Origin of the sequence: Pseudomonas sp. GD03903 (genome assembly GCF_029840045.1) — a bacterium.
GTDB classification, from domain to species: domain Bacteria; phylum Pseudomonadota; class Gammaproteobacteria; order Pseudomonadales; family Pseudomonadaceae; genus Pseudomonas; species Pseudomonas pseudonitroreducens.
The window spans coordinates 286,032-303,551 of record NZ_JAOCBT010000002.1; the positions used below are offsets into that span (position 1 = coordinate 286,032).

The window sequence follows — 17,520 nt, forward strand, 5'->3', positions numbered from 1 at the left end:
GCGAAGAAAAGGCCCGACCTTACGGATCGGGCCCTGCGAGATCACTATGGAGGCAGCGTGAACGCATTGCAAGGCATCGAAGGGCGGGTGGAATGGGCTGAGCGCCCGAACCCGGCTTGCGCACAGGGGCAGATCCGCATCCAGGTCGCTGCCGCGGGACTCAACCGCGCCGATCTGCTGCAGGTGGCGGGTCTCTACCCGCCGCCGCCGGGGGCCAGCGACATCATCGGCCTGGAGTGCTCCGGCGTGGTGACCGAGGTCGGCGCGGGCAGTACCTGGCAGGTGGGCGACCGTGTTTGCGCCCTGCTGGCCGGTGGCGGCATGGCCGAGGAAGTGGTGGTGGACCAGCGTCATGCACTGCCGGTTCCGGCCGGCCTGAGCCTGGCCGAAGCCGCCGCGTTGCCCGAGGTGTACGCCACTGCCTGGCTGAACCTGTTCATGCTCGGCGCACTGCAACCTGGCGAGAAAGTACTGCTGCATGCCGGCGCCAGTGGTGTTGGCTCAGCCGGCATCCAGCTGTGCAAGGCCTTTGGCAGCCCGTGCTGGGTCAGCGTCGGCTCGGCGGATCGCCTGGCCTACTGCGAAGCCCTGGGCGCCGAGGGTGGCGCGCTGCGCGGCGAGAGTCTCGAATCGCTTCGGGATTTCGCCCCCTTCGATGTGATCCTCGACCCGGTGGGCGCCAACTACGCCAGGCTGGACCTGGAAATCCTCGGCCGTGATGGTCGATGGGTGGTTATCGGTCTGATGGGCGGTCGCAAGGCCGAGCTGGACCTGGCCCTGCTGCTGGGCAAGCGCATTCAGCTGATCGGTTCGACCCTGCGTTCGCGCGATGCCGACTTCAAGGCACAGCTGATCGCCGAGCTGGGGCAGAAGGTCTGGCCATTGTTCGAAACCGGCAAGCTGAGCCCGCAACTGGAGCGCACCTTCCCGGTCCGCGAGGCGCAGAGCGCCTTCGATGCCCTGGCAAGCAACCAGGTGCAGGGCAAGGTAGTGGTACTGATCGACGAAAGCCTCAGCTGATCCGACGCCTGACGCAGGGAGCGCGAATGCATGTCTGACTCACAGGAGCTCGCCGACAGCTCCCGGCGGGAGGATTTCTGGAGCTTGCCCAACTGGCTGAACGGCCCGTTGTGCCTGCTGCAGATAGCTCTGGGTATCGCCGCGACCATGCTGAGCGTGCTGCTGTTCATGCTCTCCTTGCCCAAGGAGCCCATCTGGATCGTGCCGGGATTCATCGTGGGGTTTTCCGCGGTGTTCCTGGCGGTCGTCACCCATGAGCTAGGGCACTTCCTGGCGGCGCGCTGCTGCAGGATCGTGGTATTGCGCGTGCGGATCGGCCGCTGGGATGTACGGATACTTCGCTCAGGCTGGAAACTCAGTCGTCGCCCCAGGACCGAGCCGCGATTGGGTGGCTTCGTCCTGGCCTTCATGGACCCGCGAGGCTCCTGGCGGCGCCAGCAATTGTGCTTCGTCGCTGGCGGCCCGCTGGCGAACCTGACGCTCGCCGCAGTCGCTGGCCTGGCCGCCATGCTGTTGGCAGGTGGGGCGGCGCAAGGGGCATTGCTGGCACTATCCGCCGCCAATGCCTGCCTGGGCGTCGCCAACCTGCTGCCGGCACAACGCAAGACAGTGATCAGCGATGGCCTCTGGCTGTTGCGCTGGTGGCGCGGCCTGGATATCAACCACCCGCAGTTGGCCTTCATGCGTCTGATGGGGCTGGCCTGTGCCGGGAAATGCTCGGATGAGCTGCCTGAAGAGGACCTTCGCCTGCTGGAGATTCAGCAGCAGCCGATGCCGCTACTGGCCCTGTATATCCGTCTCAGGGCGCTTCTGATCCAGGGCGAATGGCAGGCCGCCATGGCGCTTGGCGTCGTGTTCCAGGCACAACGCTCCAGCCTTCCCGAGACTACGCAGCGTGCCTTGTACGAGCTTTTGCGTCTGATAGCGGCGGAGCTGGCCTTTGCCGAGGCAATGGCGCGGCGTGATGCATCGGCTTTGTCCGACGACTTGTTGGTACCGCGTCTGCGCAGGGAGTACGCCGGCATCTGGGCGCGCTGCCTGGCACTTCGTGCCGAGCTGGCAGGGGATGAAGGCGAGCGGTGTCGACAACTGGCATTGGGGCTCGAGCATGCCGCCAATTCGCCGGACCTTTCCCTCGAGCGGGAAGAGTCACGAATCCAGCACTGCATGCTCCAGTCACTGCGAGGCTGATCAGCCTATTTCCAGTTCAGCACGTCCCAGCCCATCTTCTGTGCGTGCTCCAGCAACACCGGGTCGGCGTTCACCACGTGCGGCTTGCCCACCAGCTTGAGCAGCGGCAGGTCGTTGCGCGAGTCGGAGTAGAAGTGCGCCTCCGCCAGCGGCTTGTCGTCGCCATCGAGCAGGTCCAGCAGACGCAATACCTTGCCTTCGCGGTAGGTCAGCACGCCCACCGTGCGGCCGGTGTAGTGTCCGTTGACGACTTCCAGGTCGATGGCCAGCACTTCGTCGATGCCAATGCGTTCGGCGATGGGCTGGACCAGATGCACGCCCGAGGCGGAGATCACCAGCGGGCGGTCGCCAGCCTCGCGGTGGCGGGCGAGGGTAGTGCAGGCGTCACTGTGGATCAGGGGTTCGATGACGTCCTCGACGAAGGTTTCCACTTCGCGTTCGATCTCGTCCACGCTGCGCCCGGCCATCGGCTCCAGGGCGAAGGCCATGTAGTCCTCCATGGGCAGTTTGCCCAGCGCGTACTGCGCCATCAGTTCGGCGTCGCGCTTGAGGAACGACTCCGCGTCGACCCAGCCCAGATCGGCCATGCGCTTGCTCCACAGGCTCGCGCAGTCGCCGTCGATCAGGGTGTCGTCGAGGTCGAATATCACCAGGGCCATCAGGCCACCTCCCGAATGCTTTCAATGTCGATTTGCAGGCCGAGCTGGGTGCCGGCCGGGTACAGGCGCTCGGCGCTGCGGTTGAGGACGTCCACGGTCAGCTCTACGCCACTGGCGTCGACCCGGTAGCGGATCACGTTGCCCAGCAGGCTGTGGGAGAGTACCCGAACCGGGATGCCTTGGCCCGGCTCCACGCTCAGGCGCAGGGACTCGGGGCGAATCGCCACCTGCTGGCGGAAGGGGCGGTCCAGCAGCTTCGTTGCTTGCGCGGCGTCGAGCAGGTTGTAGTTGCCGATGAAGCCTGCGGCGAAGGCGTTCTGCGGCGCGGTGTAGAGTGTCTCGGCGTCGCCGCTCTGGACGATGCGCCCGGCGTTCATCAGCACGATGCGGTCGGACAGCGTCAGCGCTTCCTCCTGGTCGTGGGTGACGAACACCGTGGTCAGCTTCAGTTCCTGCTGGATCCGCCGGATCTGCTCGCGCAGGTGCTTGCGGATGCGCGCGTCCAGCGCCGACAGCGGCTCGTCGAGCAGCAGCAGGCGCGGGCGGGTGACCAGCGAACGGGCCAGGGCGACGCGCTGGCACTGGCCGCCGGAGAGCTGGTGCGGATAGCGTGCGGCCAGCGGGCCGAGTTCGACCATTTCCAGCACCTCGGCCACGCGCTGGGCGGACTCTGATGCTGGCACCTTGTGCATGCGCAAACCGAAGCCGACGTTCTGCTCCACGGTCATGTTGGGGAACAGCGCATAGCTCTGGAACACCATGGCGATGCCGCGCTTCTGCGGGCTCTTCGGCACGATGTCCTCGCCATCCAGCAGGATGCGCCCGCTGTCCACCGGGGTCAGCCCGGCGATGCAGCGCAGCAGGGTGGACTTGCCGCAGCCGCTGGGGCCGAGCAGGGTAACGAACTCGCCGCGTTCGGCGGCGAAGTCGATGTCCTGGAATACCGTGGTAGTGCCGTAGCTCTTGTTCAGTGTCTCGACGCTGAGGAAGCTCATGCCTTGTCCTTCTGTTTGGTATCTGAGCTCAAACGGTTCGCCGCCCAGGTGAGCAGCAGGACGAAGAGGAAGTACGAAACCACCACCGCGCTGGTGTAGTGGCCGCTGCTGTTGCGCATGTTGTTGAGGAACACCTGCAGGGTTTCATAACGGGTGCCCACCAGCAGGTTGGCGAAGACGAACTCGCCGATGAGGAAGCTGAAGGACAGGAACAGCGCCACCATCAGGCCCTTGCGCAGGTTCGGCAGCACCACCAGCAGGGCGGCCTGCCAGGTGCTGGCGCCGAGCAGGTGGGCGGCGTCCATCAGGTCGTGCAGGTTGATCGCCTGCAGGTTGTTGCTGATCGCCCGGTACATGAAGGGCAGGGCGATGGTGAAGTAGCAGCCGATCAGGATCCACGGCGTGCCCACGATGGGCAGCGGGCCGGACGCATAGAGCTGCAGCAGGCCGACCGACGACACCACCGGCGGCACCGCGAAGGGCAGCAGGATCAGTACGTTCATCAGCGCGTCCAGGCGCGGGAAGTAATAGTGGATGACGAACATCAGCGGCAGCACCAGCACCACGCTGAGGATCAGTGCGCCGAAGCACACCAGCAGCGACTGGCCGAAGGCGACGAGGAAGCGCGGGTCGCTCCATAGCGTCAGGAACCACTTCAGGGTCAGCCCGTCCGGCAGCACGCTGGCGCTCCATGAGGTGGCCAGCGAATAGAGCAGGGTGGCGGCCAGCGGCACCAGCAGGATCAGGAACAGTGCGTAGACCACCACGCGGTGGTACAGCGCGTTAGCGTTTCTCGACATGGTAGCTCCGGCGCAGCAGCCACTGGTGGGCTAGGGTAATGATGCTCATCAGGCCGACCAGCACCATCGCCAGGGCGCTGGCCATGTTCGGGTCAAGGAATACGTCGCCCGAGACCAGCCCGGCGATGCGGATCGGCACCACGTTGAAGTTGCCGGTGGTCAGCGAGTAGACCGTGGCATAGGCACCCAGAGCGTTGGCCAGCAGGATGACGAAGGTGCCGAGCAGCGCCGGCGTCAGCACCGGGATGCCGATGTGCCGCCAGAACGCCCATTGGCTGGCGCCCAGCAATGCGGCGGATTCGCGCCAGTCTTCGCGCAGGGCGTCGAAGGCCGGGTAGAGCAGCATCACGCCCAGGGGAATCTGGAAGTAGGTGTAGAGGATGATCAGGCCGGTTTTCGAATAGAGGTTGAAGTCCTCGATGATCCCCGCCTGTTTCAGCAGCAGCGTGATGGCGCCGTTGAAGCCCAGGATGATGATGAAGGCGAAGGCCAGCGGCACCCCGGCGAAGTTGCTGGTCATGTTGGCGAAGGCCATCACGAAGTCGCGCAGCTTGCTGTCCACCTGGCGCAGGGAGTAGCTGCCGAGGATGGCGATGGCCAGCCCGATCAGGCTCGACCAGAGAGAAATCTCCAGGCTGTAGCGGATCGCCTGCAGGTAGAAGGGCGAGCCGAAGATCTCGCTGAAATTGCCCAGGCCCCAGCCGTCGCCGGTGCGCACGCTGTTGATCATTACCCACAGCAGCGGCGCGAGCTGGAAGGCGAAGAAGAACAGCGCGAAGGGCAGCAGGCAGAGCAGGGCGAAGAGCTTTCCGGTGTTCGATCTCATGCCTTGAGCAGCTCCCGGCAGAGCGGTTTGTCGTGGGGCGCGCCGAGGATCTCGCACAGCGTGCCGCAGAGTTCGACCTGGCGTGGGCGCGCCTGGTCATCGAGGCTGAACGCCTCGCCGAAGACGAACAGCGGCACTTCGCGCTCCTCGGTGAGGATGCCGCCGTGGCTGCGGTCGTCGTTCATGCCGTGATCGGCGGTGACCATCACCTGGTAGCCGGCGGCCAGCCACTGGTGCAGGTACTCGGAGAGGATGATGTCGGCGTGCCGCGCGCTGTTGCGATACTGCGGCGTGCCGAGGCCATGCTTGTGGCCGGCGTCGTCGATGTTCATCGGGTGCACCAGCAGGCAGTTGGGCGCGTGCCGGCGGCGCAGCGACTCGGCATCGGTGAACAGGTGCGAGTCGGGGTAGTGGTCGGTCCAGTAGAAGTGGCCGTGCTGGATTGGCAGGGATTCATCGGCGGTATGACGGTCGCGCGCCGGGTCGAAGGGCGTGCGGTTGTACAGCTCGCTGACCCAGTGGTAGGCCGCCGCTGCGGTGCTCAGGCCGGCGTCGCGGGCGTAGTGGAACAGGCTGCGCTGGTTCGACAGGCGCGACACGTCGTTGTGCAGGATGCCGCTATCGATCGGGCGTACGCCGGTGAGGATGCATTCATAGAGCGGGCGCGACAGCGAGGGCAGCTCGCATTCGAGCCGATAGAGCAGGCCGCTGCCGGCGTTGCACAGCGCTTGCAGGTGGCCCATGCAGTCATGGGCGACACTGTAGTTGAGGCCGTCGAGGACGACCAGGATGACGTCGTGGCGCATGGGGTGGGGCCTTCGTCGCAACTCGGCCGCCCCGGCGCGAGCCGGGGCGGCTGGGCGTCACTGCATGTTGATGATGACGTTTTCCTGCCATTGGCGCGGCAGGCGCTTGGAGGTTTCCTCCCAGGCCTTGGGATCCTTGATCGGCTGGGCCTTGGCGTACTGCTCGTTAGGCAGCAGCTTGGCCTGCACCTCGGCCGGCAGGGTCAGGTGCTCGGCACGGATCGGGCGGGCATTGCCCTTGGCCAGGTTGATCTGCCCGGCATCGCTGAAGATGTATTCGCGGGCCAGCTTGGCGGCGTTCGGGTTCTTCGCGTACTTGTTGATGATCGTGGTGTAGCCGGAGATCACCGAGCCGTCGGAGGGGATCAGCACCTCGAAGCGCGACGGGTCGATCTGGTCGCGGTAGCTCAGGCCGTTGAAGTCCCAGACGATGCCGACCTCCACTTCACCCTTTTCCAGGGTGTTGATTACCGGGTTCGTCAGCGACAGGCGACCCTGCTTGGCCAATTGCGCGAAGAACTCCAGGCCCGGCTTGATGTTCTTCTCGTCGCCGCCGTTGGCGATACTCGCGGCCAGCACGCCGTTGACCGCCTGGGCAGCGGCGCTGACGTCACCGATGGTGACCTTGTACTTGCCCTTGAGCAGGTCGGCCCAGCTGTGCGGAACGTCCTTCACCAGTTGCTTGTTGACGATGAAGGCGATGGTGCCGGTGTAAGCGAGCGCCCAGTGGCCGTCCTTGTCCTTGGCCCAATCCGGCACCTGGTCCCAGGTGCTGGGCTTGTAGGGCTGGCTGACGTCCATCTGCATGGCAATGGGGCCGAAGGCGGCGCCGACGTCGCCGATGTCGGCGCTGGCGTTTTCCTTCTCGGCCTTGAACTTGGCCAGTTCCTGGGCCGAGCTCATGTCGGTGTCCATGTGCTTGATGCCGTACTTGCTTTCCAGGTCCTTCCAGGTGTCCTTCCAGTTCGCCCAGCTGTCGGGCATGCCCACGCTGTTGACCTGGCCTTCCTTGCGGGCGGCGGCTTCCAGCGATTGCAGATCGGCGTTGGCCGCCATGGCGAGGCTGCTGCCAAGGGCAATGGCCGATCCCAGCAGTGAAGCAAGCATGCGTTTCATTCGGTGCTCCTTCGGTTCAGTGTTTTCAGGCGTGGTCTAGATCAGCAAGACGCAGGCCAATCTATGCGGGGCGGATGACAGTTTGATGTAAGGCCCAGGCGCACCGGCCTGGCCTCGAGCGCCCAGCGGGGTATCGGGGAAAAGCGTAGACCATGGCCAATGCCTTGATCTGCCTGGTCTACGCTGGTGTCGTTAACTGGCATGAGCGCTGCTTGCAAAGAGGCTGTCACGGGACGGTCATCGGGCTTTCCTAGGATGAACGCACCCCGTCAGGGGAAAGAAATGCCCTGTTCTGGGGCTGGACTAGTCCAAAAGAGGGAATCGAATGCGCGATACGGCGCTACCCACGGTCACGGCGATCTGCCGCGCACTCATCGAGCAGATCGACAGCGGTCTGCTCAGTGCCGGCGGCAAGCTGCCGGCCGAACGCAAGCTGAGCGAACTGTTCGATACCACGCGCATCACCCTGCGCGAGGCGCTGGGGCAACTCGAGGCGCAAGGCCTGATCTACCGCGAAGAGCGTCGCGGCTGGTTCGTCTCGCCGCCGCGGCTGCTGTACAACCCGCTGGTGCGCAGCCACTACCACGCGATGGTGGAAGGGCAGGGACGCGTGCCGGCGACTGAGGTGCTGTCGGCGCGGCAGGTGCCCGCCAGCGCGGCAATCTGCGAGCTGCTGGGGCTGCCGGCACTCTCCAGCGTCTACCAGATCCGCCGGGTTCGGCGGGTGGACGGGCGGCTGGTGCTGTACGTCGAGCACTACCTCAACCCGGCGTACTTCCCCGGCATTCTCGACAGCGACCTGACCTGCTCGCTGACCGAGCTGTATGCCAGCCGCTACGACATTCGCTACGGCCGCGTGCGCTTCGACATGGTGCCCACCGCGTTGCACGGTGAAGCCGCCAGCGTGCTGCGCGTCGCCGAAGGCAGCCCGGCGCTGCGCATCACCCGCATCAATGGCGACCAGCACGGGCGCACCATCGATTGCGACCTGGAGTTCTGGCGGCACGATGCCATCCACGTGAGTGTCGAAGTGCCGGATTGATCGCCTACCGTCGAGCCTGATTTGTAGGAGCGTGCTTGCTCGCGAACGGAGTCAGCCGATGGCACCGGAGTTGGGTGGTTCGCGAGCAAGCTCGCTCCTACAGGATCAAAGGTCGATTCAGCGGTCCGGATTCCACTCCGGATAAGCCGGAATGCTGTCCTGCGCCAGCCACGGGCGATCGTGGGATACCCAGATATGCCGCGCCGGACGTGATCCTGGATCGTCGTCCAGGCTGGCAACGCGGACGATGACGTGAGGCTGGCCGTCGCGTTCGGCGATCAGCTGGGTGCCGCAGCGCGGGCAGAACTTGCGCAGCTTGCCGGGCGAGGATTCATACGCGGCAACCTTCTCCGCGCCACGGGTCCAGCGGAAGTGCTCGCGCATCACCCCGGCGGTACTGGCGAAGGCCGCCGAGTGGGCCTTCTGGCACGTCAGGCAGTGACAGTGGCCGATGGGCATGTCGAGGCCGTCGATCTCATAGCCGATGTCGCCGCACAGGCAGCTTCCGTCGAGGGGCATGTTCAGTCTCCGGAAAGAAAAACGCCCGGCGGCTGCCGGGCGTTCGGGTCAGGGCAGCTCGGCGCTGTCGTAGAAGGCGCTGAGGACCTTGGCCAGGTAATGCAGGTCCTGGCTGCCGGCCAGTTCGCGGATGGAGTGCATGGCGAAGGTCGGCAGGCCGATGTCGACGGTGCGCACGCCGATCTGGCTGGCGGTGATCGGGCCGATGGTGGAGCCGCAACCCATGTCGCTGCGGGTCACGAAGCTCTGCACCGGTACTTCGTTCTCCAGGCACAGGTGGCGGAAGAAGCCGGCGGTTTCGCTGTTGGTGGCGTAGCGCTGGTTGCTGTTGATCTTGATCACCGGGCCGCCGTTGAGCTTCGGGCCATGGTTGCCGTCGTGCTTGTCGGCATAGTTCGGGTGCACGCCGTGGGCGTTGTCGGCGGAGACCAGCAGCGAGCGTTGCACGGTCCGGGTGAAGGCGTCGCCCTCGGGCAGCAGTCGGCGCAGCACCTGCTCCAGGAACGGACCGTCGGCGCCGCAGGCCGAACAGGAGCCGACTTCCTCGTGGTCGGTGCAGACCAGCACGCCGCTCTGCTCGTCGTTGCTGCCCAGCAGCGCCTGCAGACCGGCGTAGCAGGACAGCAGGTTGTCCAGGCGCGCGCCGGCGATGAACGCCTGGTCGAGGCCGATCACGGCCGCGCGCTGGGTGTCGTAGAAGCTCAGCTCGTAGTCGAGGATGGCGTCGGCGGTGATGCCGTGTTCCAGTTGCAGCTGTTCACCGAGCAGGTCGCGGAAGTCGCGGGTTTCGCCCGCGGCGACCTGAGCGAGGATCGGTGGCAGCTCAGTCTGCGCGTTGATCGACCAGCCGAGGTTGGCTTCGCGGTTGAGGTGGATCGCCAGGTTGGGGATAACGGCGATGGGCGCCCTGAAGTCGATCAGTTTGCTTTCCACCTTGCCGGCCAGGCGGAAGGTGACGCGGCCGGCCAGCGACAGGTCGCGGTCGAACCAGGGCGCGAACAGCGCGCCGCCGTAGACCTCGACGCCCAGCTGCCAGTAGCCGTTGCGTACCAGCTCGGGGTTCGGCTTGACGCGCAGGCAGGGGCTGTCGGTGTGGGCGCCGACCAGGCGCAGGCCGTTCTCCAGCAGCGGCACGGTGCCGAGTTTGAAGGCGATCAGCGAGGAGTCGTTGCGGGTCACGTAATAGCGGCCACCGGCTTCGGTGCGCCAGGCCTCGCGCTCGTCCAGGCGCTGGTAGCCGGCCTCTTCGAGGCGCAGGGCGAGGGCCTGGGTGGCGTGGAAGGGGGTGGGGGAGGCCGCGAGGAAATCGATCAGGCCCTGGTTGAGTTCTGCACGCATGGGTAACTCCGGACAGCGAATGGCCGGAAGTTTAACGTAAATGCGCAAATCTGCGGCCAGGGGTCGCGCCAACAGGTGGGGCGAGCGTAGGAGCGGACTTTGTCCGCGATCGTTTCCCGCCGGCTCCGAGCCGGCCGGACATACATCGCGGACGGAGTCCGCTCCTACGAAAAAGGAATCAGAACGGTGCGGGCGACTCGAAGCGCAGGCGCTCGCCGGTCTGTGGGTGGGTCAGGGCGAGCATGCTGGCGTGCAGGCACAGGCGGTCGCGCAGGGTCAGGGCTTCGCCTTCGGCGTAGAGGCGATCACCGAGCAACGGGTGGCCGATGCTCAGCATGTGCACGCGCAACTGGTGCGAGCGCCCGGTGATCGGGGTGAGCTCGACGCGGCTCCAGTTGCCGTGGCGCTCCATCACGCGCCAGAAGGTCAGTGCATTCCGGCCCTGCTCGAAGTCGACCACATGGCGTGGTTTGGTCGGCGGGTCGTAGCGCAGCGGGGCTTCGATGCGGCCGCTGTCCAGTTCCGGCTCACCCCAGCACAGCGCGGTGTAGGCCTTCTCGGTCTCGCGGTCGTGGAACTGGCGCGACAGTTCGCGGTGGCTGTCGGCGTCACGGGCCAGCACGATCAGGCCCGAGGTTTCCCAGTCCAGGCGGTGGACGATGCGCGCTTCCGGGTAGCCGTTCTCCTGCAGGCGGGTGATCAGGCAGTCCTTGTTGTCGTCCGCGCGACCGGGCACGGAGAGCAGCAGGGTGGGCTTGTTCACCACCAGCAGGGCGGCGTCCTCATGGACGAATTCAATCTGGGAAAGCGGCATGGAAGCTCTTGCGCGAATAAGAATGACGAAAACGACTGCGGCGGCCGAAGCCGCCGCAGGTTCACCAAAGCCGGATCAACGCTCCGGCAGGGTGATGTTGAGTTCCAGGATCGAACAGCTGCCCTGGTTGGCCAGCTCGACCTGGACTTGTTCCTGGTCGATGGGCACGTATTTGCGGATCACTTCCAGCAGGTCTTTCTGCAACTGCGGGAGGTAGTCCGGTTGCGAACGGTTGCCGCGCTCGTGGGCGACGATGATCTGGAGTCTTTCTTTCGCGATGGATGCGCTGTTTTGCGCCTTCCGGCTGCGGAAGAAATCTAAAAGGCTCATTCACGTCCTCCGAACAGTCGTTGCAGGAATCCTTTCTTTTGCACATCGAGGAACCGATGGGGCATTTCCTTGCCCAGCAGTCGCTCGACGGCGTCGCTGTACGCCTGGCCGGCGTCGCTCTCTTCGTCGAGGATGACCGGTACGCCCTGGTTGGATGCCTTCAGCACGGCCTGGGATTCCGGAATCACGCCGAGCAGACGGATGGCCAGGATTTCCTCGACGTCTTCGACGCCGAGCATTTCGCCCTTGGTGACCCGCTCCGGGTTGTAGCGGGTCAGCAGCAGGTGTTCCTTGATCGCATCCTCGCCTTTCTCGGCGCGGGCGGACTTGCTGGCCAGCAGGCCGAGCATGCGGTCGGAGTCGCGGACCGAGGAGACTTCCGGGTTGGTCACGACGATCGCCTCGTCGGCATAGTACATGGCCAGGTGGGCACCTTTCTCGATGCCGGCCGGGGAGTCGCAGATCACATAGTCGAAGGTCTGCTTGAGCTCTTCGATGACCTTGCCGACGCCTTCCTGGGTGAGCGCATCCTTGTCGCGGGTCTGGCTGGCGGCCAGCACGAACAGGTTCTCGAGGCGCTTGTCCTTGATCAGGGCCTGGGTCAGGGTCGCTTCGCCATTGATGACGTTGACGAAGTCGTACACCACGCGGCGTTCGCAGCCCATGATCAGGTCGAGGTTACGCAGGCCTACGTCGAAGTCGACGATGACGGTCTTGTGGCCGCGCAGGGCCAGGCCGGTGCCGATGGCTGCGCTGGTGGTGGTTTTACCGACGCCACCCTTACCGGAAGTGACTACGAGGATCTTGGCCAAGGTGATTCACCCCAAAGAAAAAACGAAGAATTCTGGTCCCTGAAAGTCGCGGCAGTATCCGTTAAAGGCGGGTGATGTTCAACACGTCACCCGACAGGCTGACGTGCACCGCCTGGCCCCATTGCGGACTGCGTCGCAGGTCTTCGGCGACCTTGTAATTACCAGCGATGGACACCAGTTCGGCGGCCAGTTGCTGGCAGAAAATACGTGCGCTGGTATCGCCCTTGACGCCGGCCAGGGCGCGTCCGCGCATCGGACCGTACACATGGATATTTCCGTCGGCGAGAAGTTCCGCACCCGGGCTGACGGGGGCGAGCACGATCAGGTCGCCGCCGGCGGCGTAGATCTGCACGCCGCCGCGTACCGGAGTGGTTACCAGCTTGGTCGGTCGGACGACCGGTGCCGGCGGCTCGGCCGGTTTTTCCGCAACGGCTTCCGCGGCTGCTTCCGGCGTTTCGGCGGTTGCCTGGGCGTCAGCGTCTGTGGGTTTTTCCTGCTTGGCCTCGGCGGCCTGCTCAACCGGCTGCTGCGCCGGCTTTTCGGCCTGCACGCCGGCACCTGCAGCCTGTTCGACCACCTTCTCGGAGAGCTTCTCGCCACGCGGCCGACGTACCGGCGCGGCGCCGGTCACCTGCGGGACACTGTCCCTGGGTTCGACCGGACGCTCGCGGGAGGAACCCGAAGGCGGCAGCACCGGAATGTCGAACATGGTGGCCAGGCGGATGTCTTCCTCGCGGCTGGCGCGCACGGCCAGGGTGCGCAGGCCGTGGCGGCGGCAGATGTCCAGCACGCCCTGCAGGTCGAGTTGGCCCTCGCCATCGGGCAGTTTGTCGAGCGCCAGTACCAACGGGGTGTCACGGAAGAAGTTGGGCGCCTGGGCGACCTTGTCGGCGAGCTGGCGGTCCAGGCGCGGCAGGTCATTGTGGGCCAGTTCCAGAACGGTGACGGCCAGCATGCTGCCCTTGAGCTGGAATACGGGATCGTGGTCGAGAAGGTCGGCTTGGCTCATGGTCAGGCTGCATCACTAAATGGTGTGGACTTATAACGGAGCGCCCCGGCAGCCGCAAGCATGGCGGTAGGCCAGGGAGCGAAGGCGGGCGCGCTGTGCGCCGGCAAGGTAGAATGTCGGGCTTTGACCTAGCCGGAAAGTTCCATGGACCGCCCCACCTTTCGCCGTGAGTTCCTCCATCCTCGCCATTGGCCGCTCTGGCTCGGTCTTGGTGTGCTGTGGCTGGTGGTGCAGCTGCCATACCCGGCGCTGCTCTGGCTCGGGCGTGCGCTGGGAGCGCTGATGTACCGTGTGGTGGGCAGCCGCCGGGCGATCGCCGCGCGCAATCTGGAGTTGTGCTTCCCGGAGCTTTCCGCCGCCGAGCGCAAGCGCCTGCTGAAGGAAAACTTCGCGTCGACCGGCATCGCCTTCTTCGAAATGGCCATGAGCTGGTGGTGGCCCAAGGCCCGTCTGGCCAAGCTCGCCCACATCGAAGGCATCGAGCACCTGAAGAAAGCCGAGGCCGAAGGCAAGGGCGTGATCCTCATGGCCATGCACTTCACCACCCTGGAGATCGGTGCGGCGTTGCTCGGCCAGGTGCAGACCATCGACGGCATGTACCGCGAGCACGACAACCCGGTGTTCGATTTCGTCCAGCGCACTGGCCGCGAGCGGCATAACGCCGACGCCACCGCCATCGAGCGCGAGGACGTGCGCGCCATGCTCAAGGTGCTGCGCGCCGGGCGCGCCATCTGGTACGCGCCGGACCAGGATTACGGCGCCAAGCAGAGCCTGTTCGTGCCGCTGTTCGGTATCCAGGCCGCCACGGTCACCGCCACCACCAAGTTCGCCCGCCTGGGCCGCGCGCTGGTGCTGCCGTTCACCCAGTCGCGTCTGGCCGATGGTTCCGGCTACCGCCTGACCATTCACCCGCCGCTGGAGGACTTCCCTGGCGAGAGTGAAGAGGCCGACTGCATCCGCATCAACCAATGGGTGGAAAGCGAGATTCGTCGCCAGCCCGAGCAGTACCTCTGGGCGCATCGGCGCTTCAAGAGCCGCCCCGAGGGCGAGCCCAAGCTCTACGACAAGAAGTAGGCCGGGGCGGTCTACGCTGGTAACGACGCGACAAGGACTTCAGCTGTGACCGACTCCGCCACTGCACCGACTTCTCCGGCCGTCACCGGCCTCATTCTTTCTGGCGGTGGCGCGCGGGCGGCCTACCAGGTCGGTGTGCTGGCCGCCATCGCCGAATTGCTGCCCGAGGGCGCCGAGAATCCCTTTCCGGTCATCGTCGGTACCTCCGCTGGCGCCATCAACGCGGTCGGGCTGGCTTGCGGAGCACTCTCCTTCACCGGTGCGGTGGAGCGCCTGACCAAGGTCTGGAAGGGCTTTCGCACCGGGCAGGTGTACCGTGCCGACTGGCCCGGCGTGTTCAGCCAGGCCTTCAAGTTCCTCGGCCACAGCCTGCTGGGGCTAGGCAAGCGCGAGCCGGTGGCGCTGCTGGACAGCACGCCGCTGCGCTATCTGCTGGAACGCGAGCTGGACCTCTCCGGCATTGCCGCCGCCGTGCGCCGACGCAACCTGCGCGCGGTGGCGGTAACGGCGTTCGGCTACGAATCCGGCCAGGCGGTGACCTTCTACCAGGGCCGCGCCACCATCGATCCCTGGCTGCGCCACCGGCGTATCGGTGTGCCGACGCGCCTGCAGATCGAGCATTTGCTGGCCAGCTCGGCAATCCCGCTGCTGTTCCGCCCGGTGAAGATTCTCCGTGAATTCTTCGGCGACGGCGCGGTGCGCCAGCAGGCACCGATCAGCCCGGCGCTGCACCTGGGGGCCAATCGCGTGCTGGTCATCGGCGTCAGCGGCAACCCCACGCTGGGCAGCGCCAACGAGCAGGTCGCGAATTACCGCACCGGCCAGCCGCCGAGCCTGGCACAGGTAGGCATTCACCTGCTGAACAGCACCTTTATCGACAGCCTCGAAGGCGACATCGAACTGTTGCACCGCATCAACTTCCTCAGCTCGCTGGTGCCTGAGGAAGCGCGCCGCTCGACGCTGGGGCTGGCGCCGGTGGAGGTGTTGCTGATTTCGCCGAGCAGGCCGCTGGACGAGATCGCCGCGCAGTTCCGCCACGAGCTGCCCAAGCCGTTGCGCCTGTTCCTGCGCGGGCCGGGAGCGACCAAGGCGAGCGGGGCGGGGGTGCTCAGCTACCTGCTGTTCGAGCCGGGCTACTGCAATGCGCTGATCGAGCTGGGGTATCGCGATGCCATGGAAAAGCGCGCGGAGATCGCGCGCTTTCTGGGGATGGAGGAGTGGTCGCTGTAGGCCCGCGGCAGTATTGCCATGAGCGTAGGAGCGGACTCCGTCCGCGATTGGCATCAGGCGCGTGGGGAAACCATCGCGGACGGAGTCCGCTCCTACGTGTAGCCAGCCCTGTGCGTCTCGGTCAGACCGCGAACACACCATCGCGGTAGTCGCGCAGGGCCTGCTCGATCTCCTCGCGGCTGTTCATCACGAACGGGCCGTACTGCACGATGGGTTCGTTGAGCGGCTTGCCGGCCAGCAGCAGGACGCGCGCGCCCTGGTCGCTGGACAGCTGGATCTCGTCGCCCTGGCCCAGACGCACCAGGCGGTTGCTGGGGACGGTCTCGTCGCCGCGCTCACCCGGCACCTGCAGCGAGCCTTCGTAGACATACAGCATCACCCGATGGCCCGCCGGAATCTGCGGAGCCACCGAAGTGCCCGCCGGCAGGACCAGATCGTAATAGTGCGGTTCCGTGCCCGGACGCTGCACCGCGCCATCGACGGCGGTCTCGCCGTCGTCGAAGCGCCCGGCGATCACGGTCACGCCCACACCTTGCCCGGTGGTCACGCGCGGCACGTCTTCCGGCTCGATATCGCGGTAGCCGGCCGGGGCCAGCTTGTCCTTCGCCGGCAGGTTCAGCCACAGCTGGAAGCCACGCATGGCGCCTTCCACCTGCTCGGGCATCTCGCTGTGGATGATGCCGTGGGCGGCGGTCATCCACTGCACGCCGCCGGGCTTGAGCAGGCCGGTATTGCCCAGGTGGTCTTCGTGGCGCATGCGTCCTTCGAGCATGTAGGTGACAGTCTCGAAGCCACGGTGCGGGTGGGCCGGGAAACCGGCGATATAGTCGTCGGGGTTCTGCGTGTCGAACTGGTCGAGCATCAGGAACGGATCGAAGCGTTCGATGCCGGGGCCGCCGATCACTCGGGTCAGGCGCACGCCGGCGCCGTCGGAGGCCGGGTGGCCGATGTGCTGGTCGATCACGGTACGTAAGCGGGTCATGGGGACCTCCTTGATCTGTGAATGGAGATCATCCTAGTCCCAATTGATGGATCAATGGTTGCGAGTTTTTCAGCTTAACTATCGATGGATTAGATCTTTTGTCGGAAAGAAAACCGCCGCCCCAAGGCGGCGGTTTCGTCTCACTCCTGGATCTGCAGGCGCCGGGCTTCGGTATAGAAGTAGCGCAGCTTCTCGTACTCGAAGGGCGTGTTCATCTGCCCGTAGCGGAAGCCGTTGCTGTAGCGCTTGTCGATGATCTCCAGCACTGGCAGTTCCCAGTACTCGCGGCTGAGCTCGGAGTAGTTCAGGTAGTTCACTTCGCGGGCGGCGACGAAATCGGTGACCAGCCCGCTGGTGTCGCGCAGGTTGGACGGGCCGAGGATCGGCAGCATCAGGTACGGGCCATCGGGCACGCCCCAGTAGCCCAGGGTCTGGCCGAAGTCCTCGCTGAGCCTGGGCAGGCCCATGGCGGTGGCCGGGTCCCACAGGCCGCCGATGCCGAAGATGGTGTTGAACAGCAGCCGCGCGGTGCTGTTCGCCGCGCGCTGGGGCTTGAGCTGGGCAACGCTGTTGAGCAGCGTCGGTACTTCGCCCAGGTTGCTGAAGAAGTTGCTCACGCCCGTACGCACGAAGTGCGGGGTGACGTACTCGTAGCCGTGCACCACGGGCAGGAAGACCCACTCGTCGAAGCGGTAGTTGAAGTGATAGACCCGACGGTTCCACGACTCCCAGGGGTCGTAGACGTTGAGGGCGTCGAAGGTGGCGCGTTCGAATTCGCGCTGGTCCAGGCCGGGGTTGAACTTCAGCGCATCCAGCGGGTGCTTGAAGCCGTCGTCGTCCGGCGCCATGTCGAACTTGGTGGTGATGGGCGTCTGTACCGGTTGCGCGGTCTCGGCCTGGGCGACGCCGCAGGCCAGCAGCAGGGCAAGAGTCCAGGAATGGCGGAATGGCATGGAG

General features: G+C 65.5%; 19 protein-coding genes. 5 read left to right on the forward strand and 14 right to left on the reverse strand.

Annotation, left to right across the window (positions count from 1 at the left end; translation table 11 throughout):
* Positions 1-57 precede the first annotated feature (57 nt).
* Both N5C91_RS03970 and N5C91_RS03975 read left to right on the forward strand, forming a co-directional pair.
* Positions 58-1,020 carry an NAD(P)H-quinone oxidoreductase gene (locus N5C91_RS03970; protein ID WP_279828046.1) on the forward strand — a complete coding sequence of 321 codons (963 nt, stop codon included), beginning with the start codon at positions 58-60 and terminating at the stop codon, positions 1,018-1,020.
* A 108-nt stretch (positions 1,021-1,128) separates the two neighbouring features.
* Positions 1,129-2,211, forward strand: a complete 1,083-nt coding sequence (locus N5C91_RS03975) for a M50 family metallopeptidase (RefSeq protein ID WP_279828047.1) — start codon at positions 1,129-1,131, stop codon at positions 2,209-2,211.
* Positions 2,212-2,216: 5 nt separating this feature from the next.
* Here the strand turns inward: N5C91_RS03975 and N5C91_RS03980 are convergent, their stop codons facing one another.
* The 6 genes from N5C91_RS03980 to N5C91_RS04005 are packed head-to-tail and all read right to left on the reverse strand — an operon-like array spanning position 2,217 to position 7,413.
* Positions 2,217-2,870, reverse strand: coding sequence for an HAD-IB family hydrolase (locus N5C91_RS03980; protein ID WP_279828048.1), 654 nt, complete (start codon positions 2,868-2,870; stop codon positions 2,217-2,219).
* Positions 2,870-3,865, reverse strand: coding sequence for an ABC transporter ATP-binding protein (locus N5C91_RS03985; protein WP_279828049.1), 996 nt, complete (start codon positions 3,863-3,865; stop codon positions 2,870-2,872). Before N5C91_RS03985 ends, N5C91_RS03980 begins: the two co-directional genes overlap by 1 nt.
* Entirely contained in the window at positions 3,862-4,665 is an 804-nt protein-coding gene (locus tag N5C91_RS03990; RefSeq protein WP_279828050.1) for an ABC transporter permease, read from the reverse strand. The genes N5C91_RS03985 and N5C91_RS03990 overlap by 4 nt, the downstream gene beginning before the upstream one ends.
* Positions 4,649-5,491, reverse strand: a complete 843-nt coding sequence (locus tag N5C91_RS03995) for an ABC transporter permease subunit (protein WP_045210307.1) — start codon at positions 5,489-5,491, stop codon at positions 4,649-4,651. The genes N5C91_RS03990 and N5C91_RS03995 overlap by 17 nt, the downstream gene beginning before the upstream one ends.
* A complete protein-coding gene (locus tag N5C91_RS04000; protein WP_279828051.1) occupies positions 5,488-6,297 on the reverse strand; it encodes an alkaline phosphatase family protein in 810 nt (269 codons plus the stop codon). The genes N5C91_RS03995 and N5C91_RS04000 overlap by 4 nt, the downstream gene beginning before the upstream one ends.
* Positions 6,298-6,354: 57 nt before the next feature.
* On the reverse strand, positions 6,355-7,413 hold the full coding sequence (locus N5C91_RS04005) for an ABC transporter substrate-binding protein (protein WP_236171521.1): 1,059 nt from the start codon (positions 7,411-7,413) through the stop codon (positions 6,355-6,357).
* Between the two features lie 325 nt (positions 7,414-7,738).
* Between N5C91_RS04005 and N5C91_RS04010 the strand changes: the two genes are divergently transcribed.
* Positions 7,739-8,455, forward strand: coding sequence for a UTRA domain-containing protein (locus N5C91_RS04010; protein ID WP_236171520.1), 717 nt, complete (start codon positions 7,739-7,741; stop codon positions 8,453-8,455).
* Between the two features lie 117 nt (positions 8,456-8,572).
* Here the strand turns inward: N5C91_RS04010 and N5C91_RS04015 are convergent, their stop codons facing one another.
* The 6 genes from N5C91_RS04015 to minC all read right to left on the reverse strand — a co-directional run bounded on the left by N5C91_RS04015 (position 8,573) and on the right by minC (position 13,277).
* Entirely contained in the window at positions 8,573-8,980 is a 408-nt protein-coding gene (locus N5C91_RS04015) for a GFA family protein (RefSeq protein WP_236171976.1), read from the reverse strand.
* Between the two features lie 42 nt (positions 8,981-9,022).
* Positions 9,023-10,312: a M18 family aminopeptidase gene (locus tag N5C91_RS04020; RefSeq protein WP_236201695.1), complete on the reverse strand. Its 1,290-nt coding sequence runs from the start codon at positions 10,310-10,312 to the stop codon at positions 9,023-9,025.
* 178 nt (positions 10,313-10,490) lie between these two features.
* Positions 10,491-11,126 carry an RluA family pseudouridine synthase gene (locus N5C91_RS04025; protein ID WP_279828052.1) on the reverse strand — a complete coding sequence of 212 codons (636 nt, stop codon included), beginning with the start codon at positions 11,124-11,126 and terminating at the stop codon, positions 10,491-10,493.
* A 75-nt stretch (positions 11,127-11,201) separates the two neighbouring features.
* Positions 11,202-11,456, reverse strand: a complete 255-nt coding sequence (gene minE / locus N5C91_RS04030; protein ID WP_045210300.1) for a cell division topological specificity factor MinE — start codon at positions 11,454-11,456, stop codon at positions 11,202-11,204.
* Positions 11,453-12,268 carry a septum site-determining protein MinD gene (gene minD / locus N5C91_RS04035; protein WP_184589816.1) on the reverse strand — a complete coding sequence of 272 codons (816 nt, stop codon included), beginning with the start codon at positions 12,266-12,268 and terminating at the stop codon, positions 11,453-11,455. Before minD ends, minE begins: the two co-directional genes overlap by 4 nt.
* A 61-nt stretch (positions 12,269-12,329) precedes the next feature.
* Positions 12,330-13,277 (reverse strand): septum site-determining protein MinC, encoded by a 948-nt coding sequence (gene minC / locus N5C91_RS04040; RefSeq protein WP_279828053.1) that lies wholly within the window; start codon positions 13,275-13,277, stop codon positions 12,330-12,332.
* A 144-nt stretch (positions 13,278-13,421) separates the two neighbouring features.
* On the opposite strand from minC, the gene N5C91_RS04045 reads away from it, so the two are divergent.
* The gene (locus N5C91_RS04045) at positions 13,422-14,351 is read left to right on the forward strand and encodes a lipid A biosynthesis lauroyl acyltransferase (RefSeq protein ID WP_279828054.1); all 930 of its coding nucleotides are present in this window, start codon (positions 13,422-13,424) and stop codon (positions 14,349-14,351) included.
* Between the two features lie 45 nt (positions 14,352-14,396).
* Complete coding sequence (locus N5C91_RS04050) at positions 14,397-15,581, forward strand: patatin-like phospholipase family protein (protein WP_279828055.1); 1,185 nt, start codon at positions 14,397-14,399, stop codon at positions 15,579-15,581.
* A 121-nt stretch (positions 15,582-15,702) separates the two neighbouring features.
* Here N5C91_RS04050 and N5C91_RS04055 read toward each other — a convergent pair whose 3' ends face one another.
* Both N5C91_RS04055 and N5C91_RS04060 read right to left on the reverse strand, forming a co-directional pair.
* Positions 15,703-16,563 (reverse strand): pirin family protein, encoded by an 861-nt coding sequence (locus N5C91_RS04055; RefSeq protein WP_279828056.1) that lies wholly within the window; start codon positions 16,561-16,563, stop codon positions 15,703-15,705.
* Between the two features lie 140 nt (positions 16,564-16,703).
* Positions 16,704-17,516: a VacJ family lipoprotein gene (locus N5C91_RS04060; RefSeq protein ID WP_279828057.1), complete on the reverse strand. Its 813-nt coding sequence runs from the start codon at positions 17,514-17,516 to the stop codon at positions 16,704-16,706.
* Positions 17,517-17,520: the final 4 nt, after the last annotated feature.

Bases quoted from the DNA above. Each gene is read 5' to 3' on its own strand.
- N5C91_RS04000 (WP_279828051.1), bottom strand. From the start codon at position 6,297: ATGCGCCACGACGTCATCCTGGTCGTCCTCGACGGCCTCAACTACAGT.
- N5C91_RS03995 (WP_045210307.1), bottom strand. From the start codon at position 5,491: ATGAGATCGAACACCGGAAAGCTCTTCGCCCTGCTCTGCCTGCTGCCC.
- N5C91_RS04005 (WP_236171521.1), bottom strand. From the start codon at position 7,413: ATGAAACGCATGCTTGCTTCACTGCTGGGATCGGCCATTGCCCTTGGC.
- N5C91_RS04010 (WP_236171520.1), top strand. From the start codon at position 7,739: ATGCGCGATACGGCGCTACCCACGGTCACGGCGATCTGCCGCGCACTC.
- minC (WP_279828053.1), bottom strand. From the start codon at position 13,277: ATGAGCCAAGCCGACCTTCTCGACCACGATCCCGTATTCCAGCTCAAG.
- N5C91_RS03985 (WP_279828049.1), bottom strand. From the start codon at position 3,865: ATGAGCTTCCTCAGCGTCGAGACACTGAACAAGAGCTACGGCACTACC.
- N5C91_RS04055 (WP_279828056.1), bottom strand. From the start codon at position 16,563: ATGACCCGCTTACGTACCGTGATCGACCAGCACATCGGCCACCCGGCC.
- N5C91_RS03990 (WP_279828050.1), bottom strand. From the start codon at position 4,665: ATGTCGAGAAACGCTAACGCGCTGTACCACCGCGTGGTGGTCTACGCA.
- N5C91_RS04045 (WP_279828054.1), top strand. From the start codon at position 13,422: ATGGACCGCCCCACCTTTCGCCGTGAGTTCCTCCATCCTCGCCATTGG.
- N5C91_RS03980 (WP_279828048.1), bottom strand. From the start codon at position 2,870: ATGGCCCTGGTGATATTCGACCTCGACGACACCCTGATCGACGGCGAC.
- minE (WP_045210300.1), bottom strand. From the start codon at position 11,456: ATGAGCCTTTTAGATTTCTTCCGCAGCCGGAAGGCGCAAAACAGCGCA.
- N5C91_RS04020 (WP_236201695.1), bottom strand. From the start codon at position 10,312: ATGCGTGCAGAACTCAACCAGGGCCTGATCGATTTCCTCGCGGCCTCC.
- N5C91_RS04025 (WP_279828052.1), bottom strand. From the start codon at position 11,126: ATGCCGCTTTCCCAGATTGAATTCGTCCATGAGGACGCCGCCCTGCTG.
- N5C91_RS04060 (WP_279828057.1), bottom strand. From the start codon at position 17,516: ATGCCATTCCGCCATTCCTGGACTCTTGCCCTGCTGCTGGCCTGCGGC.